At 41.6% G+C, this 20,617-nt stretch carries 22 protein-coding genes; 3 read left to right on the top strand and 19 right to left on the bottom strand.

What is annotated here, in order from left to right; translation table 11 throughout:
- Positions 1-48 precede the first annotated feature (48 nt).
- Positions 49-471 (top strand): FosM family fosfomycin resistance protein, encoded by a 423-nt coding sequence (gene fosM / locus MHH23_RS02460; protein WP_445285655.1) that lies wholly within the window; start codon positions 49-51, stop codon positions 469-471.
- Between the two features lie 327 nt (positions 472-798).
- On the opposite strand, the gene MHH23_RS02455 is transcribed toward fosM, so the two are convergent.
- The 8 genes from MHH23_RS02455 to MHH23_RS02420 all read right to left on the bottom strand — a co-directional run bounded on the left by MHH23_RS02455 (position 799) and on the right by MHH23_RS02420 (position 10,491).
- Positions 799-2,151, bottom strand: a complete 1,353-nt coding sequence (locus MHH23_RS02455) for an IS1182 family transposase (protein ID WP_340958755.1) — start codon at positions 2,149-2,151, stop codon at positions 799-801.
- Positions 2,152-3,017: 866 nt separating this feature from the next.
- Entirely contained in the window at positions 3,018-3,872 is an 855-nt protein-coding gene (locus MHH23_RS02450) for a polysaccharide deacetylase family protein (RefSeq protein WP_024719530.1), read from the bottom strand.
- A 65-nt stretch (positions 3,873-3,937) separates the two neighbouring features.
- Positions 3,938-4,267 (bottom strand): PTS lactose/cellobiose transporter subunit IIA, encoded by a 330-nt coding sequence (locus tag MHH23_RS02445; RefSeq protein ID WP_008345614.1) that lies wholly within the window; start codon positions 4,265-4,267, stop codon positions 3,938-3,940.
- 19 nt (positions 4,268-4,286) lie between these two features.
- Positions 4,287-4,610, bottom strand: coding sequence for a PTS sugar transporter subunit IIB (locus tag MHH23_RS02440; RefSeq protein ID WP_008345616.1), 324 nt, complete (start codon positions 4,608-4,610; stop codon positions 4,287-4,289).
- Between the two features lie 12 nt (positions 4,611-4,622).
- Positions 4,623-6,056, bottom strand: a complete 1,434-nt coding sequence (locus MHH23_RS02435; protein WP_268430371.1) for a glycoside hydrolase family 1 protein — start codon at positions 6,054-6,056, stop codon at positions 4,623-4,625.
- Entirely contained in the window at positions 6,053-7,117 is a 1,065-nt protein-coding gene (uxuA, locus tag MHH23_RS02430) for a mannonate dehydratase (protein WP_268430370.1), read from the bottom strand. Before uxuA ends, MHH23_RS02435 begins: the two co-directional genes overlap by 4 nt.
- Positions 7,118-7,132: 15 nt before the next feature.
- Positions 7,133-8,443, bottom strand: coding sequence for a PTS sugar transporter subunit IIC (locus tag MHH23_RS02425; protein ID WP_340958818.1), 1,311 nt, complete (start codon positions 8,441-8,443; stop codon positions 7,133-7,135).
- 89 nt (positions 8,444-8,532) lie between these two features.
- A complete protein-coding gene (locus MHH23_RS02420; RefSeq protein WP_144667521.1) occupies positions 8,533-10,491 on the bottom strand; it encodes a BglG family transcription antiterminator in 1,959 nt (652 codons plus the stop codon).
- Positions 10,492-10,628: 137 nt separating this feature from the next.
- On the opposite strand from MHH23_RS02420, the gene MHH23_RS02415 reads away from it, so the two are divergent.
- Entirely contained in the window at positions 10,629-10,826 is a 198-nt protein-coding gene (locus tag MHH23_RS02415) for a hypothetical protein (RefSeq protein ID WP_039963061.1), read from the top strand.
- 46 nt (positions 10,827-10,872) lie between these two features.
- On the opposite strand, the gene MHH23_RS02410 is transcribed toward MHH23_RS02415, so the two are convergent.
- The 6 genes from MHH23_RS02410 to MHH23_RS02385 form a co-directional block, all read right to left on the bottom strand.
- The gene (locus MHH23_RS02410; protein ID WP_007497950.1) at positions 10,873-11,298 is read right to left on the bottom strand and encodes a YwqH-like family protein; all 426 of its coding nucleotides are present in this window, start codon (positions 11,296-11,298) and stop codon (positions 10,873-10,875) included.
- A gap of 284 nt (positions 11,299-11,582) precedes the next feature.
- Entirely contained in the window at positions 11,583-11,849 is a 267-nt protein-coding gene (locus tag MHH23_RS02405; RefSeq protein WP_039165060.1) for a YwqI/YxiC family protein, read from the bottom strand.
- Between the two features lie 37 nt (positions 11,850-11,886).
- Positions 11,887-12,312, bottom strand: coding sequence for a YwqH-like family protein (locus MHH23_RS02400; RefSeq protein ID WP_017358667.1), 426 nt, complete (start codon positions 12,310-12,312; stop codon positions 11,887-11,889).
- A 295-nt stretch (positions 12,313-12,607) separates the two neighbouring features.
- Positions 12,608-14,014, bottom strand: a complete 1,407-nt coding sequence (nhaC, locus tag MHH23_RS02395; RefSeq protein ID WP_096882050.1) for a Na+/H+ antiporter NhaC — start codon at positions 14,012-14,014, stop codon at positions 12,608-12,610.
- 145 nt (positions 14,015-14,159) lie between these two features.
- Positions 14,160-15,581 carry an aspartate ammonia-lyase gene (aspA, locus tag MHH23_RS02390; RefSeq protein WP_007497957.1) on the bottom strand — a complete coding sequence of 474 codons (1,422 nt, stop codon included), beginning with the start codon at positions 15,579-15,581 and terminating at the stop codon, positions 14,160-14,162.
- Positions 15,582-15,609: 28 nt separating this feature from the next.
- Positions 15,610-16,599: an asparaginase gene (locus MHH23_RS02385; RefSeq protein ID WP_017358664.1), complete on the bottom strand. Its 990-nt coding sequence runs from the start codon at positions 16,597-16,599 to the stop codon at positions 15,610-15,612.
- Positions 16,600-16,805: 206 nt separating this feature from the next.
- Here MHH23_RS02385 and MHH23_RS02380 point away from each other — a divergent pair, with 206 nt between their 5' ends.
- A complete protein-coding gene (locus MHH23_RS02380) occupies positions 16,806-17,153 on the top strand; it encodes a helix-turn-helix domain-containing protein (protein ID WP_017368336.1) in 348 nt (115 codons plus the stop codon).
- Between the two features lie 51 nt (positions 17,154-17,204).
- Here the strand turns inward: MHH23_RS02380 and MHH23_RS02375 are convergent, their stop codons facing one another.
- The 5 genes from MHH23_RS02375 to MHH23_RS02355 all read right to left on the bottom strand — a co-directional run bounded on the left by MHH23_RS02375 (position 17,205) and on the right by MHH23_RS02355 (position 20,601).
- Positions 17,205-17,660: a helix-turn-helix domain-containing protein gene (locus MHH23_RS02375; RefSeq protein WP_008345651.1), complete on the bottom strand. Its 456-nt coding sequence runs from the start codon at positions 17,658-17,660 to the stop codon at positions 17,205-17,207.
- Between the two features lie 96 nt (positions 17,661-17,756).
- The gene (locus tag MHH23_RS02370; protein WP_024719538.1) at positions 17,757-18,284 is read right to left on the bottom strand and encodes a YfjD family protein; all 528 of its coding nucleotides are present in this window, start codon (positions 18,282-18,284) and stop codon (positions 17,757-17,759) included.
- A gap of 21 nt (positions 18,285-18,305) precedes the next feature.
- Positions 18,306-19,064, bottom strand: coding sequence for a hypothetical protein (locus tag MHH23_RS02365; protein WP_256688837.1), 759 nt, complete (start codon positions 19,062-19,064; stop codon positions 18,306-18,308).
- 12 nt (positions 19,065-19,076) lie between these two features.
- Positions 19,077-20,273 carry a DUF6861 domain-containing protein gene (locus tag MHH23_RS02360; RefSeq protein WP_017358662.1) on the bottom strand — a complete coding sequence of 399 codons (1,197 nt, stop codon included), beginning with the start codon at positions 20,271-20,273 and terminating at the stop codon, positions 19,077-19,079.
- Positions 20,274-20,277: 4 nt separating this feature from the next.
- A complete protein-coding gene (locus MHH23_RS02355; protein ID WP_008345659.1) occupies positions 20,278-20,601 on the bottom strand; it encodes a WXG100 family type VII secretion target in 324 nt (107 codons plus the stop codon).
- Positions 20,602-20,617: the final 16 nt, after the last annotated feature.

Below are 20,617 nucleotides of genomic sequence, written 5' to 3'. Positions count from 1 at the left end.
ATTGAGTCTGCAAGCTTTTTTCTCATCATTGAATTTGAGGTGATTAAATTGAACATCAAAGGAATAAACCATTTATTATTTTCTGTTTCTGATTTAGAGACATCTATTGATTTTTACACAAAGGTCTTTAATGCCAAATTGTTAACAAAGGGCAGAACGACAGCTTACTTCGATTTGAACGGCCTGTGGCTTGCCCTCAATGTAGAAAAAGACATTCCTCGTCAAGACATCCATCACTCTTACACACACATCGCTTTTTCTATTGATGAGGAGGATGTAGATCCAATGTATAACAAACTAAAAGATTTGAACGTCAACATCTTACCAAGCCGGCCAAGAGACGAAAGAGATCAGAAATTTATTTATTTCACAGACCCTGATGGACATAAATTTGAATTTCATACAGGAACCTTGAAAGATCGATTGGATTATTACAAACTAGAGAAAACGCATATAGAGTTTTATGAATGAAACGCAAAGAAAAACAGAGAAGAAACAACAAGGTGCTATTCGTCATTAAATAGGAAAGATGGTAAAATATACATAGAAACGTGTTGCAAACGATAGTCCTCCCCCCTTCCATACTAAAGGTGTTTTTATGCCTAGAAAGGAGGGGTCAGTTTGAGAACAAAACTTGTGCGTTCACGCGTTGAAAGACGCAAAAACAAAAAGAAAAAAGCTTGTACCTGTATGTACAAGCTTTGCAGATTGTAGAGAAACTCATGTTTTTCTACAATCTTTTTTATTTTCATCGTAATGATGATGGATGAGATTGAATGAAAAAGGCCTCCCACACACCTAACCTAGCTTCGCTAGATGTGTGGCAATCTTCTTCATGTTCTGACAGGCAGCTGTGAGAAGCACTTGCTCACTCACATTTTGTTTTCCCCTCAACCGGCAGTAGCGAAGCCCGTGCAGTTGTTTTGAATCTGCAAAGCTTCGCTCTATTTTTTCTTTTCTTTTTTTATATAGCTCTTTTCCAGAGACAGATAGACGATTTTGTCTGATCCTTTCTTTATGTTCTTCCCATATGTGTCTTGAGATGACTTTTTGATGATTTTTCGACCTTGTGCATCTTTCAAGGAAAGGACACGATGTACATTTTTTAGGATCTGATTTGTAGAACCTATAACCTTTTCGATCAGTTGTTGTATATAATAGCTTCTCACCATTTGGGCATATGTAATGATCATGTTCAGAGTCATACTTGAATTTCCACTTCTCAAATAAACCTCTTGTTGGATGAAAGCGTCTATGTGCGATGACACCAAAAATACGGCGATCTGATAAACCTTTACAGATTGGGGTTGTCAAATAACCAGAATCAAGGGCAACAGCTTCTACTTGAAAACCAAATCGTGCGATTTGGTGATCCAACCGATCAAGATACGGAACAGAATCATGGACATTACCGGGCGTGATGTGGGCATCCGTGATGATATTGTACTTCATATCCGTTGTACGGTGGTCTAGGTAGAAAAAGCCTTCTGGCTTGTTTTCACGATAAAGATAGCCACTTTCAGGATCAGTCGTACTTTGACGAATGTCTTTTTCCGTTTTCACCTCCTCTTTTACCTTTAAGGGCTTTTTTCCGTGTGCCACCCGATCTTCTTGGATCGCTTCTTCTAAATCATTTATATAGTTCTGGGTATCCTGCTCAATCGTTTTTCTCATATATTTATGTTTATTGGCATTGGCTTTAAGATGAGTGGAGTCAGTAAAAAGAACGCGGCCTCCTACCATATCATGATTGATAGCTTGAAGCACGATCTCGTCGAAAATGTCTTGAAAAATCGTTGTATCTTTGAATCGAGTACGACGATTCCAGCTAATGGTCGAGTGATGAGGAACGGGGTCATTGATGTTCAAACCTAAAAACCATCTATACGCCATGTTATAGTAAATTTCTTTTTCAAGTTGTCTTTCAGAACGGATACCATACAGGTATCCGATGAACATCATTTTGAACAAAATGAGTGGATCGAGAGAAGGACGACCTTTATTCTCACTATAATATGGTTTTACTTTGTCTATGATAAATGAAAAATCAATGTATTGATCAATTTTACGAAGTAGGTGATCCTCTTCGACCAGTTGATCTAGTAATACAAATTCGGCTTCGTGCTGAGAAGAATTTCTAGTGTGGAACATGAGAAAAACACCTTCCTTTAGTATGCTTTTCTCTATTATAAAATGGGGTAGTGGAAAATTTAAGGGGAAAAATAAAGCTGTCGAGATTTTCTCGACAGCCTGAAAAGCTTGTACCTGTATGTACAAGCTTTGGTTCCTTATCTTAAATTCAATCCGAACTCTAGTCCAGTTCATCATATGGATTTTAGATAAGAGAACGTTCTGAATGAACCCTTAAGATGATAATGAAAAATAAAGCGGCACCTTCATTACCCCTAGTCAAGGTAATGCTGGTTCTATCTCGTTTCTGTTTTTTGGAGGGCTGCTTTATTTTTTCATATTATTTCAGTGTATTCCTCACATTTTAAATTTATACATAGAAAAAGCACACGGTAGTCAGCCGAGTGCCCAAATTAAATTTCTTTTCAGTTGTATGGTGAACGTTCAAGAAATTCACCTTGAAGCTCTCGTGCTTCAGTTTGAAAACTAGTTCAACTTAGTCCGAGTTGAACAAAAAACTTGTGCAACAATATGTTACCATAAGTAACAATTTGTTACCATAGTTAAGCTTATTTTTTAATCTCACTTATTCATTTCAAATGCAGAATTTTCATTATTTCAAATAAATTATACAGCTTTTTGTTATGCAATGAATCAAATAAACTGAACAACACTCAAAATAACTTTCAAGTATAATAACCTGTACTTTTCTTCTAAGCCCTCCTACTTTCTATTGGCGACTGTAAGACCTTATTTAGTTAAATAAAAAAGAATCAGTATATAAAAAACTGATTCCTTCTGCATACATTTATCTCAAACAAATCGTATTTAATCCACGAAACGTGTCGTAAAATGTTTCATGTGAAACATCTGTGATCTAATATTGATCAATTTCCCTCTATCAGCCTGCCGAAGCTTTCGGGTGAAAGTCCTGGTGAAATGCGAAGGCGGTGTAAGGACATCATGCCTTGTTCCTTTTTCGCATGTCCTGGTTCAGTGGTCACAGCCATTTCATATCCTGCTTCCTTCGCCAGCTTCAGTGTGTCTTCGTTATAGCGACCGACCGGATAGCTGACCATGATCGTTTGTTGAGAAAAACGCTGGTCAAAGAATACCTTCGATCCTTTTAATTCTTCTTCCTGCTGCTTCTGTGTTAAACGATTGAGTTCTAAATGATGAATGGTGTGACTCTCTATTGAAATACCATGCGCCATCATATCATCCATTTGAGCATCGGTTAAATGATGCGGACGGCCGATGGACTGCTCGATCATAAAAATCGTGGCTTTCATTCCATATTCTTTTAAAATCGGAAATGCCTTTGTGTAGTTATCCGTATATCCATCGTCAAATGTGATAAGAACATACTTTTCACTTGGTGTCGAATTGGTCGCGAGAACTTGATATGCCTCTTTCGGCGACAGCGTGACATAGCCGTTGTCTTTCAGCCATTTCATATGAGCCGCAAATTCGCTTTTTGGCACACGTAACGAATTACCGCTGGAAATACTGTGATACATCAAGATTGGAAGCGCAACGGGTTCCTTTTGCTGAATCCAGTTTTGTTTGTCTATCTCTGCCGCTTCAATTTGCTGCGTTTCTGTTGTTTCTTTCGTTTGTACTTGACCCTTTACCTCTTTGATGGCTTGCTGGTTTCCTTCTGTTTGCTGTTTCGTACCCATACAGCCCGAAATGAGCAGCATGACTAAACCAACTGCAAGCCACATACATGTTTTTTTCATTCACCAATCCTGCTTTCTCTTTATCTACCGAATGATTATAACAGAAATTGGTTAATAACTGATATCTATTTTGACAGGGTATTCATTTTTTTACACATTTCGATCATTTCAATGGCAAGCAGATGGATGGTCTCTGTTGTGAGCATTTGGTCTTCTGCATGTATGAGCAGTAAAGAAAAGGGAAGCTGTTCCCCTGCCGCCTCTTTTTGTATCAGCGACAAGTGCAGGTCATGGATGCTTCGAAACGCTTCCTCCCCTTTTTCAATCAACTGCTGTGCTGCTTCAAAGTCATCCGCTCTTGCTAGACGAATGGCTTCTACATAATGGCTTCGTGCCTCACCTGCATGGGCAATGATTTGAAAGGCTGCTCCCTGCATTTCCTCTAATACCGTCATCTGCTTCTCCTCCGATTGCTCAAGATTCATTTGCTAGTTTCAGTGCATGTTCTAGAATTTTTTCTCCATTCGCTGTTCCATATAATCTTACATTTACCACATCGACAGGTATATGATAAGGTGCCGCTGTTTTTTCTGCTGCCTTTCTCATAAAGCTAACTTGCGGTCCTAGCAAAATGACCTTTACATCGTCCCCATGCTCTTCTAATTCGTCCGCAATCGCCCCTTCAGGTATCGCATAAATTTCATAATCCAACCCTTTTCCTTCTGCGGCTGCCTTCATTTTAGATACCACAATCGACGTCGACATTCCTGCTGCACAAGCGAGAATGATTCGCTTCATATCCCATCACTCCTATTGATAAATGACATCTGGTTCATCCCTTAATTTCCTCGTTTGGATTAATGTTTTGAACCAGTACCCTGACGCTTTCATCTGACGATTCCGTTCATTCTCCAGTTGGATCTCTACTAATCCGTAGCGATTCTTGAATGCATTCATCGGCGAGACATTATCCGTAAAAGCCCAGAGCATATATCCCTTGCAGTTTGAACCTTCTTTTTTCGCTTGGAGGGCTTTTTTCAAATGCTGGCTGATAAATGAAATTCGGTACTGATCATCAATGATGCCGTCTTCGTTTTTAAACCGCTCTTCCTGCTCGACCCCCATACCGTTTTCAGCCACAAACCACTCGATATTGCCGTATTCTTCTTTTATTCTCATGCCCATATCATAGACGATATTCGGATAGATTTCCCAACCTCTGAATGGATTCATTTTTCTCCCTGGGAGCTCAAATAGATCGTAATAATAAGATGGATGAAACGGTGTGTTTTCGTTCCAAGCCTTGCTAGGTGCCTTAACGCGATGCGGATAGTATAAATTAAGACCGACCACATCGACTGTATGATCTTTAATGAGCTGAAGCTCTTCTACCGTTGCATCGAAAAAAATGTCATGCTTTTTCAATACATCAAGCAGTTCTTCTGGATACTCGCCTTTAATGGAGGGATCTAAGAACACGCGATTAAAAAACAAATCATACATGCGGGCAGCTTCTTGATCATGCGGAGCAGTCGATCTCGCATACGTCACTTCTGGATTGAGAATGACCCCGATTTTTGCACCGGCTGATTCCTTCAACCCCATTTCCTGAAAAAGCTTCACCACTTTTGCTGTCGCCAAGGCTTTATGATAGTTCCACTGCATCCATTTCTTCGTATTTTGCTCGAAAGGATAACGAATAGCATCTAGATACACACGAGTCTGAACAACAATTGGTTCATTAAAGGTAAACCAATGTTTGACCCGGTCTCCATAGCGTTCAAACACCTTTTCTGCATAGAGAACAAACAGCTCGACAACATGTTTAGATGACCAACCGCCGTACTTTTCAAGCAAAACGGCAGGAAGCTCATAATGCTCTAAGCAAAACATCGGCTCTACACCTGCTTCAAGTAATTCATTGATGAAATCATCAATATAACGAGCATAGGTCTCATCTACAATTCCATTCTCGTAATCTATGAGAAACCTCGACCAATTGATCGATGTCCGGTAATGAGATAACCCAATTTCTTTCATAAGGGCTACATCTTCAGGATAGCGCTCGTAAAAATTCGTTGCTCCTGCTGGTCCGTACCCTTCGTGCCATACGTGATACCCCTCCTTATACCAAAGGTCTATATACGAATCCTGATGCGGTTTCTTCCCTTTCCAACCCTCCGTCTGCCAAGCAGAAGCCGCAGCACCTAGAATAAAGTCATTGGGTATGTCGATTTTGTTCATGTTGCCACCTGACCTTTCTTCGTGTGAATTTGAAGTCCTTCCCACATCCCTTGTAAATACATAGCTCCAAGTGCTCGGTCGTATAATCCATAGCCAGGTCTGCCCGTCTCACCAAAGATCATTCGTCCATGATCTGGCCGGACATAGCCAGCAAATCCTTCCTTAAACAATGCGTTCACAATCGCTCCCATATCGAGGCTGCCTGCTGACGACAGGTGTGCCGACTCTTCAAAATCACCGTTTTCATACAAATTGACATTGCGTAAATGAGCAAAGTGTATACGCCCTTTTTTGGCATACTTTCTCGCAAGTGAAGGAACATCATTTTTCGCATTACAGCCTAGGGAACCGGAACAAAAGGTCAGTCCATGCTGTGAGCGTTCATCGAGCTGAAGGATACGATCTATTTGTTCTTCACAGCTGACAATGCGGGGCAGACCAAATATGTTCCAAGGAGGGTCATCTGGATGCAGTGCCATGTTCATGTTCTCTTCCGCTGCAACTGGAAGGATATTTCCCAAGAAATAGTCTAGGTTTTCAAACAACCCTTCAGCACCCAATGCCCTGTATGCAGCCATCAACTTTCTCATTTCTTCCTGCGTATAAGACATATCCCACCCGGGTAAGGAAAGTCGATCTTTTTCTATATCCATCTGTTCAAGCTGATGCTGAAAATAAACAAGGGTCGTCGATTGATCAGCTAGTGGGAAATCGAGCTGTGTTCGTGTCCAATCAAGGACTGGCATGAAGTTATAACAAATGACCTTCACACCATGCCTTGCTAATCTGCGGATATTTTCTTGATAATGCTCGATATAAACATCCCGGCTAGGCTTTCCCAGCTTAATATCTTCATGGATCGGGAGACTTTCTACGACTTCAAAAGCAAGATCGTGACGTTCGATTTCCGCTTTTAAATGAGCAATACTTTCCTCCGGCCACAGATCACCAGCCGGCACATCATAGACGGCACTGACAATCCCTTTCATGCCGGGAATTTGCCGAATATATGAAAGGGAGACAGGATCTTCTTTGCCATACCATCTAAATTGCATGTTCATTCATGAGCCCTCCTTCTATTCTGAATCAGGTGCTGCTTCTGGCTTCCGGTTGGATAAGAGAACAAAAGGTAAATAGATGAAAACAGCGACAACAATACAGATGAGCTGTGTGATGACAGCCCCCATACTGCCAGCGGTAGACAGCCAAGCATTCACAATCGGAGGTGTCGTCCACGGCACCATCACCACCGCTTTCCCGGCAAAACCTGTAGCAGTTGCGATATAACCAATCGTACCTGTCACGAGTGGTGTAACGATAAACGGAATTGCCATCACAGGGTTCAACATGACAGGTAATCCGAAAATAACTGGTTCATTGATGTTAAACAGTCCAGGTCCTGATGAAAGCTTGGCAATGCTCCGCATCTCTTCCCTTCTACCCGCTATAAAAATGGCGATCAACAGACCAATCGTCACACCCGAACCACCAATGCTCATATACACATCCCAAAATGGCATCGTGATAATATTTGGAATCTCTTTGCCCTCTTGAAATGCTGTCATATTCACTGCAATTGATCCTAATAACAGCGGCTCGCGAATCGGTTTAATCATTTGGTTGCCATGTATACCGATCACCCAGAAAAATTGAGCCACAAACATTAACGTTAAAATACCAGGCAATCCCTGCACAACACTTTCAAGCGGACGCTGCACGACGTTATACACCGCTTCATGCAAATAAATGCCTGTCACACGGTGAAACGCAAACCCGAATGAACTAATGATTGTAATCGTAATAATTGATGGGAAAAGTGAAGAAAAAGACGTCGCCACATTTGATGGAACAGAATCTGGCATTTTAATTTGCAGCCACTTCACCTCGGTAAGTTTACAAAAGATCTCTACAGAGACGATGGCAATGATCATACCCAAAAATAAGCTTTTTGGATCGGAGAATTGCCTCGCCAGCACATCGACAACCTCACGCATCGATCCATCGACTTCAAGAAGAAGTGTCGTCGGAATAACGGATATAAATGAAATCAATGCCATTAACCCTGGGAATAATGATTTATGTCCATTGATTTTCCCGAGCTCAATCCCGATGAGGAACACAGCCCCGATCGTTAAAAAGTTCAGCGTGGCATAATTGATTGCCTTCATAATTGGCTGAAGCTCTGCTAAAAACCTGAATATCTCAAAATGGGCAAGCCCCGTTTCCGGGCTCATGATCATATTTGCGACCAGTACAGCAAAAGCCCCCGTAATGATGATTGGCATTAATGTGACAAATGCTTGCTTAATCGCCATAATATATTTCTGATTTATAATACGATAAGCGACATGTCCCATGACGTCGGCCGCTCTCTCTTTAAAGCTCATGATCCGTCTCCCCCTTTACAAAAACTCGTGATCATCCTCCTTTTTGATGTTATTTTAAAAGCGCTTTCATTAACATCTAATCTTTTTCCTCACAGATGCGGAAATGGGTGTCCTTTTTTTTCATCTGGCTGTTCCAACACGTGCAGCGCCGCCGTCAGTTCTTCAAATGAAGCAGCTTTGATGATTTGCTCCACCACTTCCTTCTGCTCTGTCAAACGCACAAGAAATTGATAAAGTGACTGCAATTCTTTCTGATACGTCTTCTGTATACTTAACAAACAGACGACTTGTACCCGCTCTTCGCCCCACAGCACTGGTTTTCTCAACGTACAGATCGCACAAAACGTATCATCTGTTGCCGGTTTGATTGGGTGAGGGATCGCGACCAAATGACCGAACGACGTAGGTGACACTTCCTCTCTTTCCAGCAATAGCTGTTCAAAATCATCGGGGATTCGGTTTTGTTCCTGCAATACATTCACGAAAAATTGAAGAACCTCTTCCCTTGTTTGTAGATCTTGCTGAAAAAAAGTCATCTTCGGACTGATATATCGCAAGACCCCCATTTCTTGTGACCCCTGCACAAATCGTTTCAGCCTCAACATATCGTCTTCACTGAGGATCGTATGTACATCAATCACTGGCACAGGTAGTGTGTTCTGAAGCGGGATGGTACTAATGATCAAATCGATACTTCTCAAGTCATACGACAAAAGGTCACTGACACTTGCAGTTCCAGCAATCTCTAGCCTTTCGCTAAAGGCGGCCTTCAGCTTATGGAGAAGAAGCTGACTGCTTGCGACACCCGTTGCACACACAATCAAGCATTTTTTCCTCACAGTCTGAGTTTTTGTCCGCTCTATGGCAGCACCAATATGCAGCGCCAAATATCCGATTTCATCTTCATGAATCTCTACATTCTCTTTTTCCTTCAGCCATCTTCCCATATAGACACCTGCTTCAAAGGCAATCGGATAATGCCTTTTTATGTCTGATAAATAGGGGTTACGGATGTTCATATCATATCGGAACCGATGAATCGCTGATCTCAGGTGAAGACTTAGTCCCACAATCAATTCCTTGTCTGTCTGAATATCAAGTGACATGTGCTCTTCGACATAACCAAGTAATTGGTGAGTTAAACGGAAATGCTCTTCATCAAGCATGTGAAATAGCGTGTGGCCCGTTTCTCCATACGCCATCATTTTTGCCCCCATTAAATGAATCGCAATATAGGCCATTTCAGATAATGGAAAATCTATACCGAGTACGTGACGCATATCTTCTGCCATTTGCCTCGCCACTTGAAAAGCGGGCTGTGTTTGAATATCTTTGAGTTCTCCTTCCGGCATCATGACCAATTTTTTCTCTTCAATTCGTTTGCACGCAATGGCGATATGTGTCACTAAGTTGCTTAAACCGATCTCTGACACATGAAGGCCGCTTGCCTTTGTACGTGAACGCACCATATCTTGAATCAATTGATATGTTTCTTCAGGTAAAAGGGCAGGGTTCGGATGCTCCTGCTGAAACACATGCTCAGCTAGACAATACCTTAATTTCATTTCATCTCCAGTCAGCCTCAGTCCATATTTAGGACGGTGTGCAACAGAGAGGCCATGTAAAGAGAAAATATGCTTGACTGCTTTCAGGTCATTTTTCACAGTAGATTCACTCACAAATAATTCCTCGGCCAATTCATCTAATTTCATATAGTCTTCGGACAATAAAAGCCTTCTCAATAAATAAGAGATACGATCCTCCGGCTGATCTGGAATGACTTGATTCTTTTTTTCATTTCTTTCTCTCATTGAGTTTTTCAAAAAAGTACGAAATGCTCCATAATCTTCGACAGTCAATGTATACCCTGCTCCACGTTTCATATGAAGTGTTGCCCCATGTGCTTCTAATATCGATTTAAGCGCTTTCATATCTGTTCGAACTGTTCGTGATGTGACGCCTATCAGGCGTGCAATTTCTTCACCTGTCAGCTCCTGCTCTGCCTGCATTAACCGCCTCAACAGCTCCTCCTGACGTAGAGATAACATAGACTCCCCTCCCTTGGTCAATTACTTTTGCCTATCATCATAAACGAAAATAGAACTCTTTGCCCAGTTTTTCTTTCCGACCGGGAACTTTGTTATGGCTCAAACGTATGAATATGAAACAAGAGGAGGGATACATCATGTTTGTTATCATCATCATACTAGCTTCTTTAGGCGCCATTGCCGCCCACATGTTTACACCAAAAGATAAGCGTTCATCTTCTAAGCATTCTGCACATCACAGTTCAACAACCAGTAACTATACTGATTCGTATACACATCACGCTTCTGATGCCTCCTGCGGTGGTGATTCTGGTGGTAGCGGTGGATGTGATTAAACCAAAAAAACAGCCGCTTGTTCAGCCGGCTGTTTCGTTTATTTTATTAAAGAGCTTTCCAGCCCCGTTCAATTAAATGTTTGACATCCTTTGCAAAATCCTCGCCTTTTTCCATCACATCTTGGGCTCTTCCTGCAAAATTACTAGCGACAGCGAGTTCCATTTTTTTTAACTCAAAGTGCATAATCTTTTGGTCTATCTCCGTAATATAGGTTTCATACTCATTGTTCACAATGTCGTGCAGCACGTGATAGGCTTCTTTCCGATGACGGTGAAAGTCCGTTCCTCTCTCACCTTTCCATGACGAATCTAGAGCAGGCTTCTTGATTTCCTTTATGTCAGACTGCGCAAGATCTTGTTCTGTTCGAATATTACTTTTGGCTGTCTTTAACCGAGAGATCATTTCGTCAAATTCTGCACGTTTGTTTTCAATCCCCATATGCAGATGGTGCAGCATCTCGGATAAACTCATGTCATCCACCTCTATTAGACCTCATAAGAAAGCACGGCGTCAGCGTTTTTGAAACCGAGCAGATCATCTGCTTTTTCCAGTCCTGACATTTCTATCGTTCGCTTTCATTAAGTATAGTATAAGGTGAAAAGCCTTAGGCTTAAATAGGGAAAAGGTGTCCTTTTAACATGGTGTTTGGAAGAAAAACGGAATAATCTAAGGTCATAAATCCCGAATTATATATGAGTCTTTACGACTATATTTTACATCGTACTCAGCTACGCTATCAATAAAACGATTGGGGCTTATGATTTTGCCGCAATCGCCTCATCCTGTTCTTTCAGTGTCTTCACATTTGAGCGTGTATCCTGAACGTTTTTGATCAAGGCTTCTTTAAAGCTTGAGACCATTTCGCCCACCTCTGCTTCACGTGACGTCCATTTGGTTACAAATTCAAGGCTGTTTTCACCAGCTTTATCTGCTGCTTTTTTCATTGTTAAAGCTTCAACTGCTTGGGAGACTTCATCTAGTTTATCCATCACTGTTTGGTAGTTTAACTTAATTTGTCCCATTATGATATCCTCCAGATTTGTTCAGCATGAAGCTCGCTTACAAGCTGCTCCATGCTTTTGAGATCAAGCGTTTTGCGTCTTCTACTGCGTCTTCTCCTTTTTCAGCCAAACGTGCGGCATCTCCAGCTAAAGAGCTGGCAAAGGATAAGGCAGCCTGCTCTGCTTCTAGTGTACTGATTTTGAATTCGATTCGGCTCACGTAGCGTGGGTATTTATCGCTTACGATCGTTTGCAGCGCATCATGCGCTTCATTTCGCTCTGATTTGAAATCTTGGCTCCGCTCACCTTTCCAAGAGGCCCCAAGCTTTGGCTGCTTGATTTGTTTTAGGTCTGTTTCTGCGGCATCTTGTTCACGTTCAATCTTACTTTTTGCCTTTTTGAGTCGAGCAATTTTCTCTTCGATCTCTGCCTTTTTATTTGAAATGCCACCGTTAAGGGCAGACAGCATATCCGATAAGCTCATATGGGTTCCTCCTCCTGTCAAAAATAAAAACGCTGCTTAGAGTCCCTCTAAACGAGCGTAATGGTGAATCGCACTTTTTCCAATATTGTTATTATAAGGTTCAAAGACTCATGTTTGAATAGGGATTTGTGCCTTTTTTATGGTATAAATATGCTTTCAATCTGCTTCATACCACACCTTAAGCCCTCTTTTATAGGGGGTCAAAATACACAACCACCCTTCTGGAAACACACATAGTCTTACGGTCCTAGGACAAACAAAAGCCGCCCGGGGGAGGGGCGGCTTTTGCATTGGCTTATGATGCCGATTCTTCTTTTTCCTGTTGATCTTTCACGTACCAAATGAATTTCCCTGTATATCCATAAATAATCGCAAGACCAATGGCGACAAAGCTCAACCACATAAATGGTAAGTACGAGAATGTTGTCACACCGAGAATCCCTGCCATGTAAATTCCGTTATCTGACCATGGAACCATACCAGACGTAAGCGTTCCACCAACCTCAGAGTTTCTAGATAACACACGTCTGTCTAATTTTAATTTGTCGTAGCTTTTTTCCATGATTTTTGGTGTCAGAATGATGGATACATACATTGCACATCCAAAAATGTTTGCAAAGAATGCTACAAGAATTGTGGAAAGTGTAACATTTCCTGCATTGTACAGCTTTTTCTCAAATGTTGAGACAATGACTTTCAATACACCCAGATGTTCTAATACTCCGCCAAAACCAAGCCCAAGGATGATGACGACCAAAGAGCCGAGCATGTTGACCATTCCACCACGATTTAATAATTGATTAAGGAAGTCTACATCTGATTGAATTGAAAATCCATTGTATGCTGCACCAATTGCATCACTAGGATTCGTCCCCTGAAAAGCAAATGCCCAGATCGCTCCAAACAAAGCACCAATCGCAATAACCGGTAATGCAGGCTTTTTCATTACGAGTAAAACAACCACAATCAGAGCTGGAATAAGCATCCACACATTAATATTAAATGTATCAAGTAAAGCATTCTTTAAAAATTCTACCTTCTCTTGATCAATATTGCGCCCTCCATAGATAAATCCAGTCACTGTAAACATAATAGCTGTAATGACAAAGGCAGGTATGGATAAGACCATCATCGCTCTTACATGCGCCAAAACTTCTACCTTTGATAAAGAAGAGGCCAGAACTGTACTGTCTGATAGTGGAGAAAGCTTGTCTCCAAAATAAGCACCAGACAACACCGCACCCGCTACGATTGGCAGGGGAATTCCTAACCCTTCACCGATCGCAATCATAGCAATACCAGCAGTACCAACCGTTCCCCAAGAAGTACCGGTAGCAACAGACATGATTGCACAAATAATCAAGGTTGCGAGTAAGAAAATATTCGGATGAATAAACTCTAGTCCATAATAAATCAGTGTAGGAACAACGCCACCCGCAATCCATGTTCCAATTAAAGCACCAACAGCAAGTAAAATTAAAACAGCTTCGAGCCCATTGGATATTCCTCTAGTAATGGCGTTCTGTAAATCTTTATATGAGTGTCCTAAATGAAGGCCAAGCCCAATTGCTAGAAACCATGAAATAAATAAAGCCAATTGAATATCTAAGTGAAAATAAATAGTAAACGATAAGACAATCGCTAAAAAGAGCCCTAGTACAGCGATGATCTCGATCATAGATGGCAAGCGAACCGATTTCAATGTTTGTTTCCTCCCTTTGTGCGTGCGTTAAGCGTTTTCAAAATATTGTGAAAAAAGTGTGTCAATTCGAAAGAAAGTGAATTGCCTGTTTTTCTCTATTTCACAGGCAATTCCACATATTAATAAAATAAAATTTTTGATATTATTATCGCTCTAGGAGCTCTGCACCCGCAATGCCAGGCTTTGTCATCTCGTAAGGATTCAAAATAATATCAAGTTCTTCTTCTGTTAACACATCATTTTGCAGGCAAAGATCTCTGATCGATTGTCCTGTTAAAATGGCTTCCCTTGCGATTCTAGCCGCGGCTTCATAGCCTAAGTGAGGGTTTACCGCAGTAATGACACCTGCACTTTTTTCGACATATTCTTTCAAACGTTTTTCATTTGCTTCGATGTCCGCTAAACAGTGATCTGTGAATGAGCGGAATCCGTTATTCATTATACTAATAGATTGAAGCAAGTTAAAGACCAGAACAGGCTCCATCACATTTAACTCAAGCTGGCCTGCTTCAGAAGCAAGACAGATGGTGTGGTCGTTCCCAATGACCTGGAATGCGATTTGGTTAATGAGCTCTGCCATGACTGGATTGACTTTTCCAGGCATAATGGATGATCCCGGCTGACGGGCTGGCAATGCAATCTCAGCAAGACCTGCACGTGGGCCAGAAGCCATTAAGCGAAGGTCATTCGCAATTTTAGACATGTTCATCATGCATACTTTTAAGGCAGCAGATACTTCTGTGTATGCATCTGTATTTTGCGTCGCATCTACGAGGTGCTCTGCGCCTACTAATGGCAGTCCAGAAATATCAGCAAGCTTCTTCACGACGATTTCGATGTAGCGAGGATCTGCATTGAGGCCTGTCCCAACAGCTGTCGCACCCATATTTACTTCATATAAATGCTGTTTTGATTGGTTGATTCGTTTAATATCACGGCTCAGCACACGGCTGTATGCTTCAAACTCTTGTCCTAAACGGATCGGAACAGCATCTTGTAAATGAGTACGCCCCATTTTGATGACATGATCGAATTCTTTTGCTTTCTTTTGAAATACGTCCTGCATGGCCTGCATCGTCTCAAGTAAAATGTCTAACTGCTTGAGCACTGCAATATGGATCGCCGTTGGGAACGAATCATTTGTCGATTGTGACATGTTCACATGTGTGTTTGGACTTAAATGAATGTATTCGCCCTTTTGATGTCCCATGATCTCGAGGGCTCTGTTTCCAATGACCTCATTGGCATTCATATTCATAGACGTTCCTGCGCCGCCTTGAATCGGGTCTACGATGAAATATTCATGGAATTTGCCTTCAATCACTTCATCTGAAGCTTGAACGATCGCATTTCCAATTCCTTCATATAAACGTCCGACTTCCATGTTGGCTTGAGCTGCTGCTTTTTTGACAATGGCAAATGCTCGAATGAGTTCTTCATGCATGCGATATCCTGTAATCGGGAAATTCTCTTTTGCACGAAGCGTTTGAACACCATAATACACGTCTGCGGGAATTTCTTTTTCACCTAGAAAATCCTTCTCGTAACGATAAGTTGCTTGAACCATCTCGTATGACCTGCTTTCTATAGAATAGTTAAATCACTAAATCTTCTGCGATTGGCGTTTCCATAATCTTTTTCACTTCTCGTGGATCTGTTGTTTTACCTAATGCCCACATGAGCTTTGGCACGATAGCTTCTGTGTTCATGTTTCTTGAACGAGCAACCAGTTCTTGATTGATTTTACGTCCTACTTCATACACACTCATGTCTTCTCCTTCTTCGAGACACTGAGTGGTGATCACAACAGAAATGCCTTCTTCCAGCAATTCGTTGATTTTTTCTAAAAGGTTTCTTCCTTCGAAAGGAATTCCGCCGCTGCCGTAGCTTTCAATGACGACTCCTTTGTACAACCCTTTGATTGAATCTAAAAACTCAGGCTTCAGTCCTGGATGCAGTTTTAGTAAACAAACGTCTGTGTTCAAGGATGCATCTAATTTAAGCGGTTTCATTGATGATCTTTTTACTTTGCTATTGTATTCAATTTGATGATTTTCAATCGATGCAATATATGGGTAGTTAATACTTTCAAATGCATCGTAGCTTTTCGTTCTTAGTTTGATTGCGCGAGTTCCTTGAATGACTCTGCCATCAAACACGACATACACGCCGCCAACACCGTCACATGCAAAACGAATCGCATCTGTAATGTTTTTCTTCGCATCTGTTTTCTTAAACGTAATCGGGATTTGTGACCCTGTAATGACAATTGGCTTATCAGGATTTTGCAGCATATACGATAGTGCTGCTGATGTATAGGCCATTGTGTCCGTACCATGCGTGACGACAAATCCGTCATATTGATCATAATTTTCATAAATGGCTGTTGCGATATCAACCCAGTATTCAGGCTGCATATTGGTACTATCTATACTCATTAGGGACTTTGTGTCCATTGTGTAGTCTGCATTAATTTCGTTTAAATAGCTTAAAAGGTCCTCAGCTTTAACACCTGGAGCTAAACCATTTTCACTTTCTACAGATGCAATCGTCCCACCAGTGGTTAAAAGCAATAATTTCTTCAACAGGTCCACCTCTTTCAGTAAAATTACTTCGTTTGTCACACATATTATAAGCCAGCTTGTGCTATTCTATAATATACGCTTTACGCGTACCTTCATTGCCATTATAGTCACATAACGCGAATTAATCAAGAAATTATTACGCATAACGCGTACACTCTTTGTCAAAATATGATATACTGTTGTTGTATATAAAGGAGCGTTCATGTATGATACTCGATCGTTTAACCACCCTTAGAAAAAAGAAAAAATGGTCTCTCCAGCATACGGCAGATCGCCTAGGTATCGCCAAAAGCACCTATGCCGGTTACGAATCTGGGTACCGACGACCTTCGCTTGAAGCAGTGAAACTGCTGGCTGATTTGTATGATACGTCCATTGATTTTTTACTTGGTAGAACGGACGAGCCAGAGATACAACGCAAAATCTCTGATATCAAAATTGAGCTGACGGAAGCAAAAGAAGGAACCATCCATGTAGACGGCGTTCCACTAACAGATGAAGAAATTAAACAGCTTGTTGCCTTTATTCGGGCGAAAAACACTCTGAAAGTATAAACAACACAAAAAAGAGAGGTCCCTGTCATAGAGGGACCTCTCTTTTTCTGCTTACGACAGCTCACTTAATTCCTCTAACCGCCGCTTCGCTTCTTCTTTATTAAAGGAACTATAATAGCGATAATTCTCATCATCTAAGATGCGGTAATGCTGGCTTAGCACATTTTGCTGGAGACGAAACGTACCTTTTCTCACAGACGTCCGCCACCAAACCTTTCCGCCAATCGTTCGTTCAACAGATAAATGCAATTCATCGTGGGCGACGACTTCCAAAATCTCAAGCGGATCATCCCCAAGTGTCCCTTTTAAAATGTCACTATCCCTGAATAATGCACATACGGCCGCAGATTGCGTCCAGTTGAGGCGAAGACGATTCTTTTCAACCTGCTGCAAATGCCGTTTGGATAGCCCAAGCACCTCAGCCATGCGGTCCTGTGTATAGTCTTTTTCTTTTCGAATTCGTGCCATTTGTTCTGTGACGAGGTCAATTACCATTTCTTTGTCCATCTCTCATCACCTCTTGATTGTTCAGTCTTTACTGACATCTTACACGATTTCTTAAAAAAAGTGGCGTCTCACCTCATGGAATGATGGCGAAAACATCTATTGATTCTGCTTTTCACCATGACCATGCTGCTGTTTCCAATTCTCTTGGGCAGTCTCATGTAAATATGGATAAATGTTTTGTTTCACCGTTTGCTCAAATACTTCTTCATCTAAAATACTGTACGCCGGAATCTTGATCAATTTCCCATCAATTTTCCGAATGAGCACATCCATGAACAGAAATCCCCTGATACTGTAACGATGCCTGCGCATATCAATAGATTGAATGTCTTGAAAAGGAATTGTTTGTTGCCGGTATAAAACAGCGCCATTCTCTCCACGCTGAATGCGAAAAATCACATTTCCCCTCTTCGTAAAAGCCGGAAGAATCATCAAAAAAGAGATCCACCCATAGACAATGCCTAATAATCCGCCTAAAAATAAAAACAACGTATAATTCGATTCAAATGTAAGAGCTTCTGAAAATAACCAAATACCGATGATGCCAAATCCGCCCGTTGCTAAGAATGCCCATACTCTTAGAAAGGGTCTGCTCCTCACTTCTATTACTTCACTTGGATTCAAGCGCCATTCTCCTTTTCTCCATTAGAATATAGAACGTAATCCGTCCCTATGAGCCGTCTCTATCCGAAATTCATTTTCCTTCATGCCCGACACTAGCCAAGAATGCTTCTGCCCCGGAATAACAAATATCATAGACTCTACATCCGGCGTATTATTTTTATCATAAGTGACCTTCATCAAAGAATCCATTTTTCCTTTTCTGACCCTTACATCAGAAACAAATGCCCGCACAAGCTCTTGGTTCTCTGCTTTATTTAGAAAAGAAGGCCAATCATCATTCCCTTGACTGGCTTGTTCTAACAGCAGTTCAAATTCTTCCCCCTGCAAATTGATGACTGGTGTAAGGTGTTCACTCATGTGTATGTTCAAAAAGGTTGTCACTTGCTCCACAGTCTGCTGATCGTCTTTTAGTTTGTGAATCTGATGCACTTGTTGATCATAAAGCGTATGGTGTGAATACACACCTGCCTGAGTCGTATGAAAGGACGTACTGACCTCTTCATCTAATGCACCAAATCTTGAAGCTTTCACGGTATGTGATGCATCGTTCATGGCTTGAATGAAATGCCGGTATTTTTCTTTATAACGGTATTGTCTATTTCGAAATTCCAGCACGTCTTTTGCCAGCAAAGAGCGACATGCAATTTCAAATAAAAATCCAAGACGTTCATCCTCTACATCTGGATAATAGGCTTCCTTTAAAGACATCCCTTGCTCAAAATAGCCTTCACTGTAAAAACTAAAGATGAGTTCCTCGATACTTAGACTTAGCTGATCCAACTTGATCTCTCCTTATCCAAAAGAAAATGCGCCCTTCAAGAAATCACCTGCACCTTTCAACAGCGAATCTGCGGTTTCTTTTGTTTTTTCTATTCCTTTATGTATCACCTGATTTGCTTGATCAATGGTGTCATTGACTGCTTTAACACCTTGACCTGCCAGTTCAAATGCTTTTTTTCCTTTATCGACAACCGCATGAATTGGGTCTTTTAATTTCACTGCGACCTGTTCTGCAAAACCAGAAGTAAGCTTGGCGACTTTTTCACCAATAAAGCCACCTACTGCTGATCCTATCGCACCGCCAACGACTGTTCCAATCGGTCCTGCAAAACTTCCAAGAGCGCCGCCCACAACGGCACCTGCAACAGATCCGCCTGCAATAAAGACCGTATTATTCACTGCATTTCCAACAGCCTTTGCATTTTCACGCTTGAGAACTTCTGGCTGATCCCCAAATTCCGCATAGTTCTCCGCAATTTTCAGACCGCAGCCAACCGTTTCTGTTGCACCCGTGACGACCGTTGCAATGATGGCATTTCCTTTCGCAAACCTTGCACCATTTTTCAGAACAGACTTGATGCCAGCTGTGTCCTTCCAATTGATACTTCCTTTTGTGAAATCACGTACACTGTTCGTGAACGCAACTGTATCGCTAGGATAAAATTTCGTAAATTTCTTATGGACAAGGTCAGCCATCGACCAATTGGATCGTTTTAATAATTCTTTTTTACTCAGCCAAATCCTTGCCAACCGGTCAAATCTCGTTCCTTCTACCCGTCCGGTCACATCAAGAAGGAGCTTTGAATGCTGCGCAGCATAGCGGCCATTTTCTTTAATAAAGGTCGTCATGCCAAGCCCATAGTATTTTGCCTGCATCATCACAATACCAGCTAGGCTCGTGAGTGTACCATATTGATCATACAGACTGTACATTTTCCTTAAAATATCATCAGCTTCGACCATTTTATCCGTTGCATGACGAATGGCAATGTCGTCACTGCTCAATTTGCTCATTAAGGCTTGTCCAGAACCCCATGCATCTCCTACTCCAGAAAAACAGCTTCGATAACGGGGATCACAGCCTAGGATGAGGCCATCCAGTTCACTATGTAAATCGTGGTGCTTTGTTTCGATGGCCGAAAGCTCTCCTACAAAATCATTCGCCAGCCCTGTCAGCTGATCTGGATCTACTACAATGTCACGCGCCATCACATCATCTCCCTTCTCGGTTTCTTTCTCTCCGTTCTTCTCGCCTTTTTCGCTCAAGCTCTTCCATTCTGGCGATTTCAGCTTTACGTTCCTCGATTTTGACAGCAGCATCTCGCAGTTCCTGACTTGTTTCAAGCAAGTCCTTTTCAAATTGATCATAGCGTGTCACTGTTTCCTCAAAGCTTTGATCAAATTTATCTCTTGCTTCCCCTTGCCAGCCTGATCCAACTGCCTTCAGCCGATTCTCAAGCAGCTGCTTCGACTGCCGAATGCCATCAGCAGCTTCCTGGAACTTTTGAGCGAGTGCAAGTGTTTGACTAGAATCCAACTTTCGCACCCCTTTC

Source organism: Bacillus sp. FSL K6-3458, from assembly GCF_038005045.1.
GTDB classification, from domain to species: domain Bacteria; phylum Bacillota; class Bacilli; order Bacillales; family Bacillaceae; genus Bacillus; species Bacillus altitudinis.
This window is presented reverse-complemented; position numbering and strand designations above follow the sequence as displayed.

Coding starts and splice junctions, on each gene's coding strand:
- MHH23_RS02455 (WP_340958755.1), bottom strand. CDS start 2,151: ATGTTCCACACTAGAAATTCTTCTCAGCACGAAGCCGAATTTGTATTA.
- MHH23_RS02450 (WP_024719530.1), bottom strand. CDS start 3,872: ATGAAAAAAACATGTATGTGGCTTGCAGTTGGTTTAGTCATGCTGCTC.
- MHH23_RS02445 (WP_008345614.1), bottom strand. CDS start 4,267: ATGACGGTATTAGAGGAAATGCAGGGAGCAGCCTTTCAAATCATTGCC.
- MHH23_RS02440 (WP_008345616.1), bottom strand. CDS start 4,610: ATGAAGCGAATCATTCTCGCTTGTGCAGCAGGAATGTCGACGTCGATT.
- MHH23_RS02435 (WP_268430371.1), bottom strand. CDS start 6,056: ATGAACAAAATCGACATACCCAATGACTTTATTCTAGGTGCTGCGGCT.
- uxuA (WP_268430370.1), bottom strand. CDS start 7,117: ATGAACATGCAATTTAGATGGTATGGCAAAGAAGATCCTGTCTCCCTT.
- MHH23_RS02425 (WP_340958818.1), bottom strand. CDS start 8,443: ATGAGCTTTAAAGAGAGAGCGGCCGACGTCATGGGACATGTCGCTTAT.
- MHH23_RS02420 (WP_144667521.1), bottom strand. CDS start 10,491: ATGTTATCTCTACGTCAGGAGGAGCTGTTGAGGCGGTTAATGCAGGCA.
- MHH23_RS02415 (WP_039963061.1), top strand. CDS start 10,629: ATGTTTGTTATCATCATCATACTAGCTTCTTTAGGCGCCATTGCCGCC.
- MHH23_RS02410 (WP_007497950.1), bottom strand. CDS start 11,298: ATGAGTTTATCCGAGATGCTGCACCATCTGCATATGGGGATTGAAAAC.
- MHH23_RS02405 (WP_039165060.1), bottom strand. CDS start 11,849: ATGGGACAAATTAAGTTAAACTACCAAACAGTGATGGATAAACTAGAT.
- MHH23_RS02400 (WP_017358667.1), bottom strand. CDS start 12,312: ATGAGCTTATCGGATATGCTGTCTGCCCTTAACGGTGGCATTTCAAAT.
- aspA (WP_007497957.1), bottom strand. CDS start 15,581: ATGGTTCAAGCAACTTATCGTTACGAGAAGGATTTTCTAGGTGAAAAA.
- MHH23_RS02380 (WP_017368336.1), top strand. CDS start 16,806: ATGATACTCGATCGTTTAACCACCCTTAGAAAAAAGAAAAAATGGTCT.
- MHH23_RS02375 (WP_008345651.1), bottom strand. CDS start 17,660: ATGGACAAAGAAATGGTAATTGACCTCGTCACAGAACAAATGGCACGA.
- MHH23_RS02360 (WP_017358662.1), bottom strand. CDS start 20,273: ATGGCGCGTGACATTGTAGTAGATCCAGATCAGCTGACAGGGCTGGCG.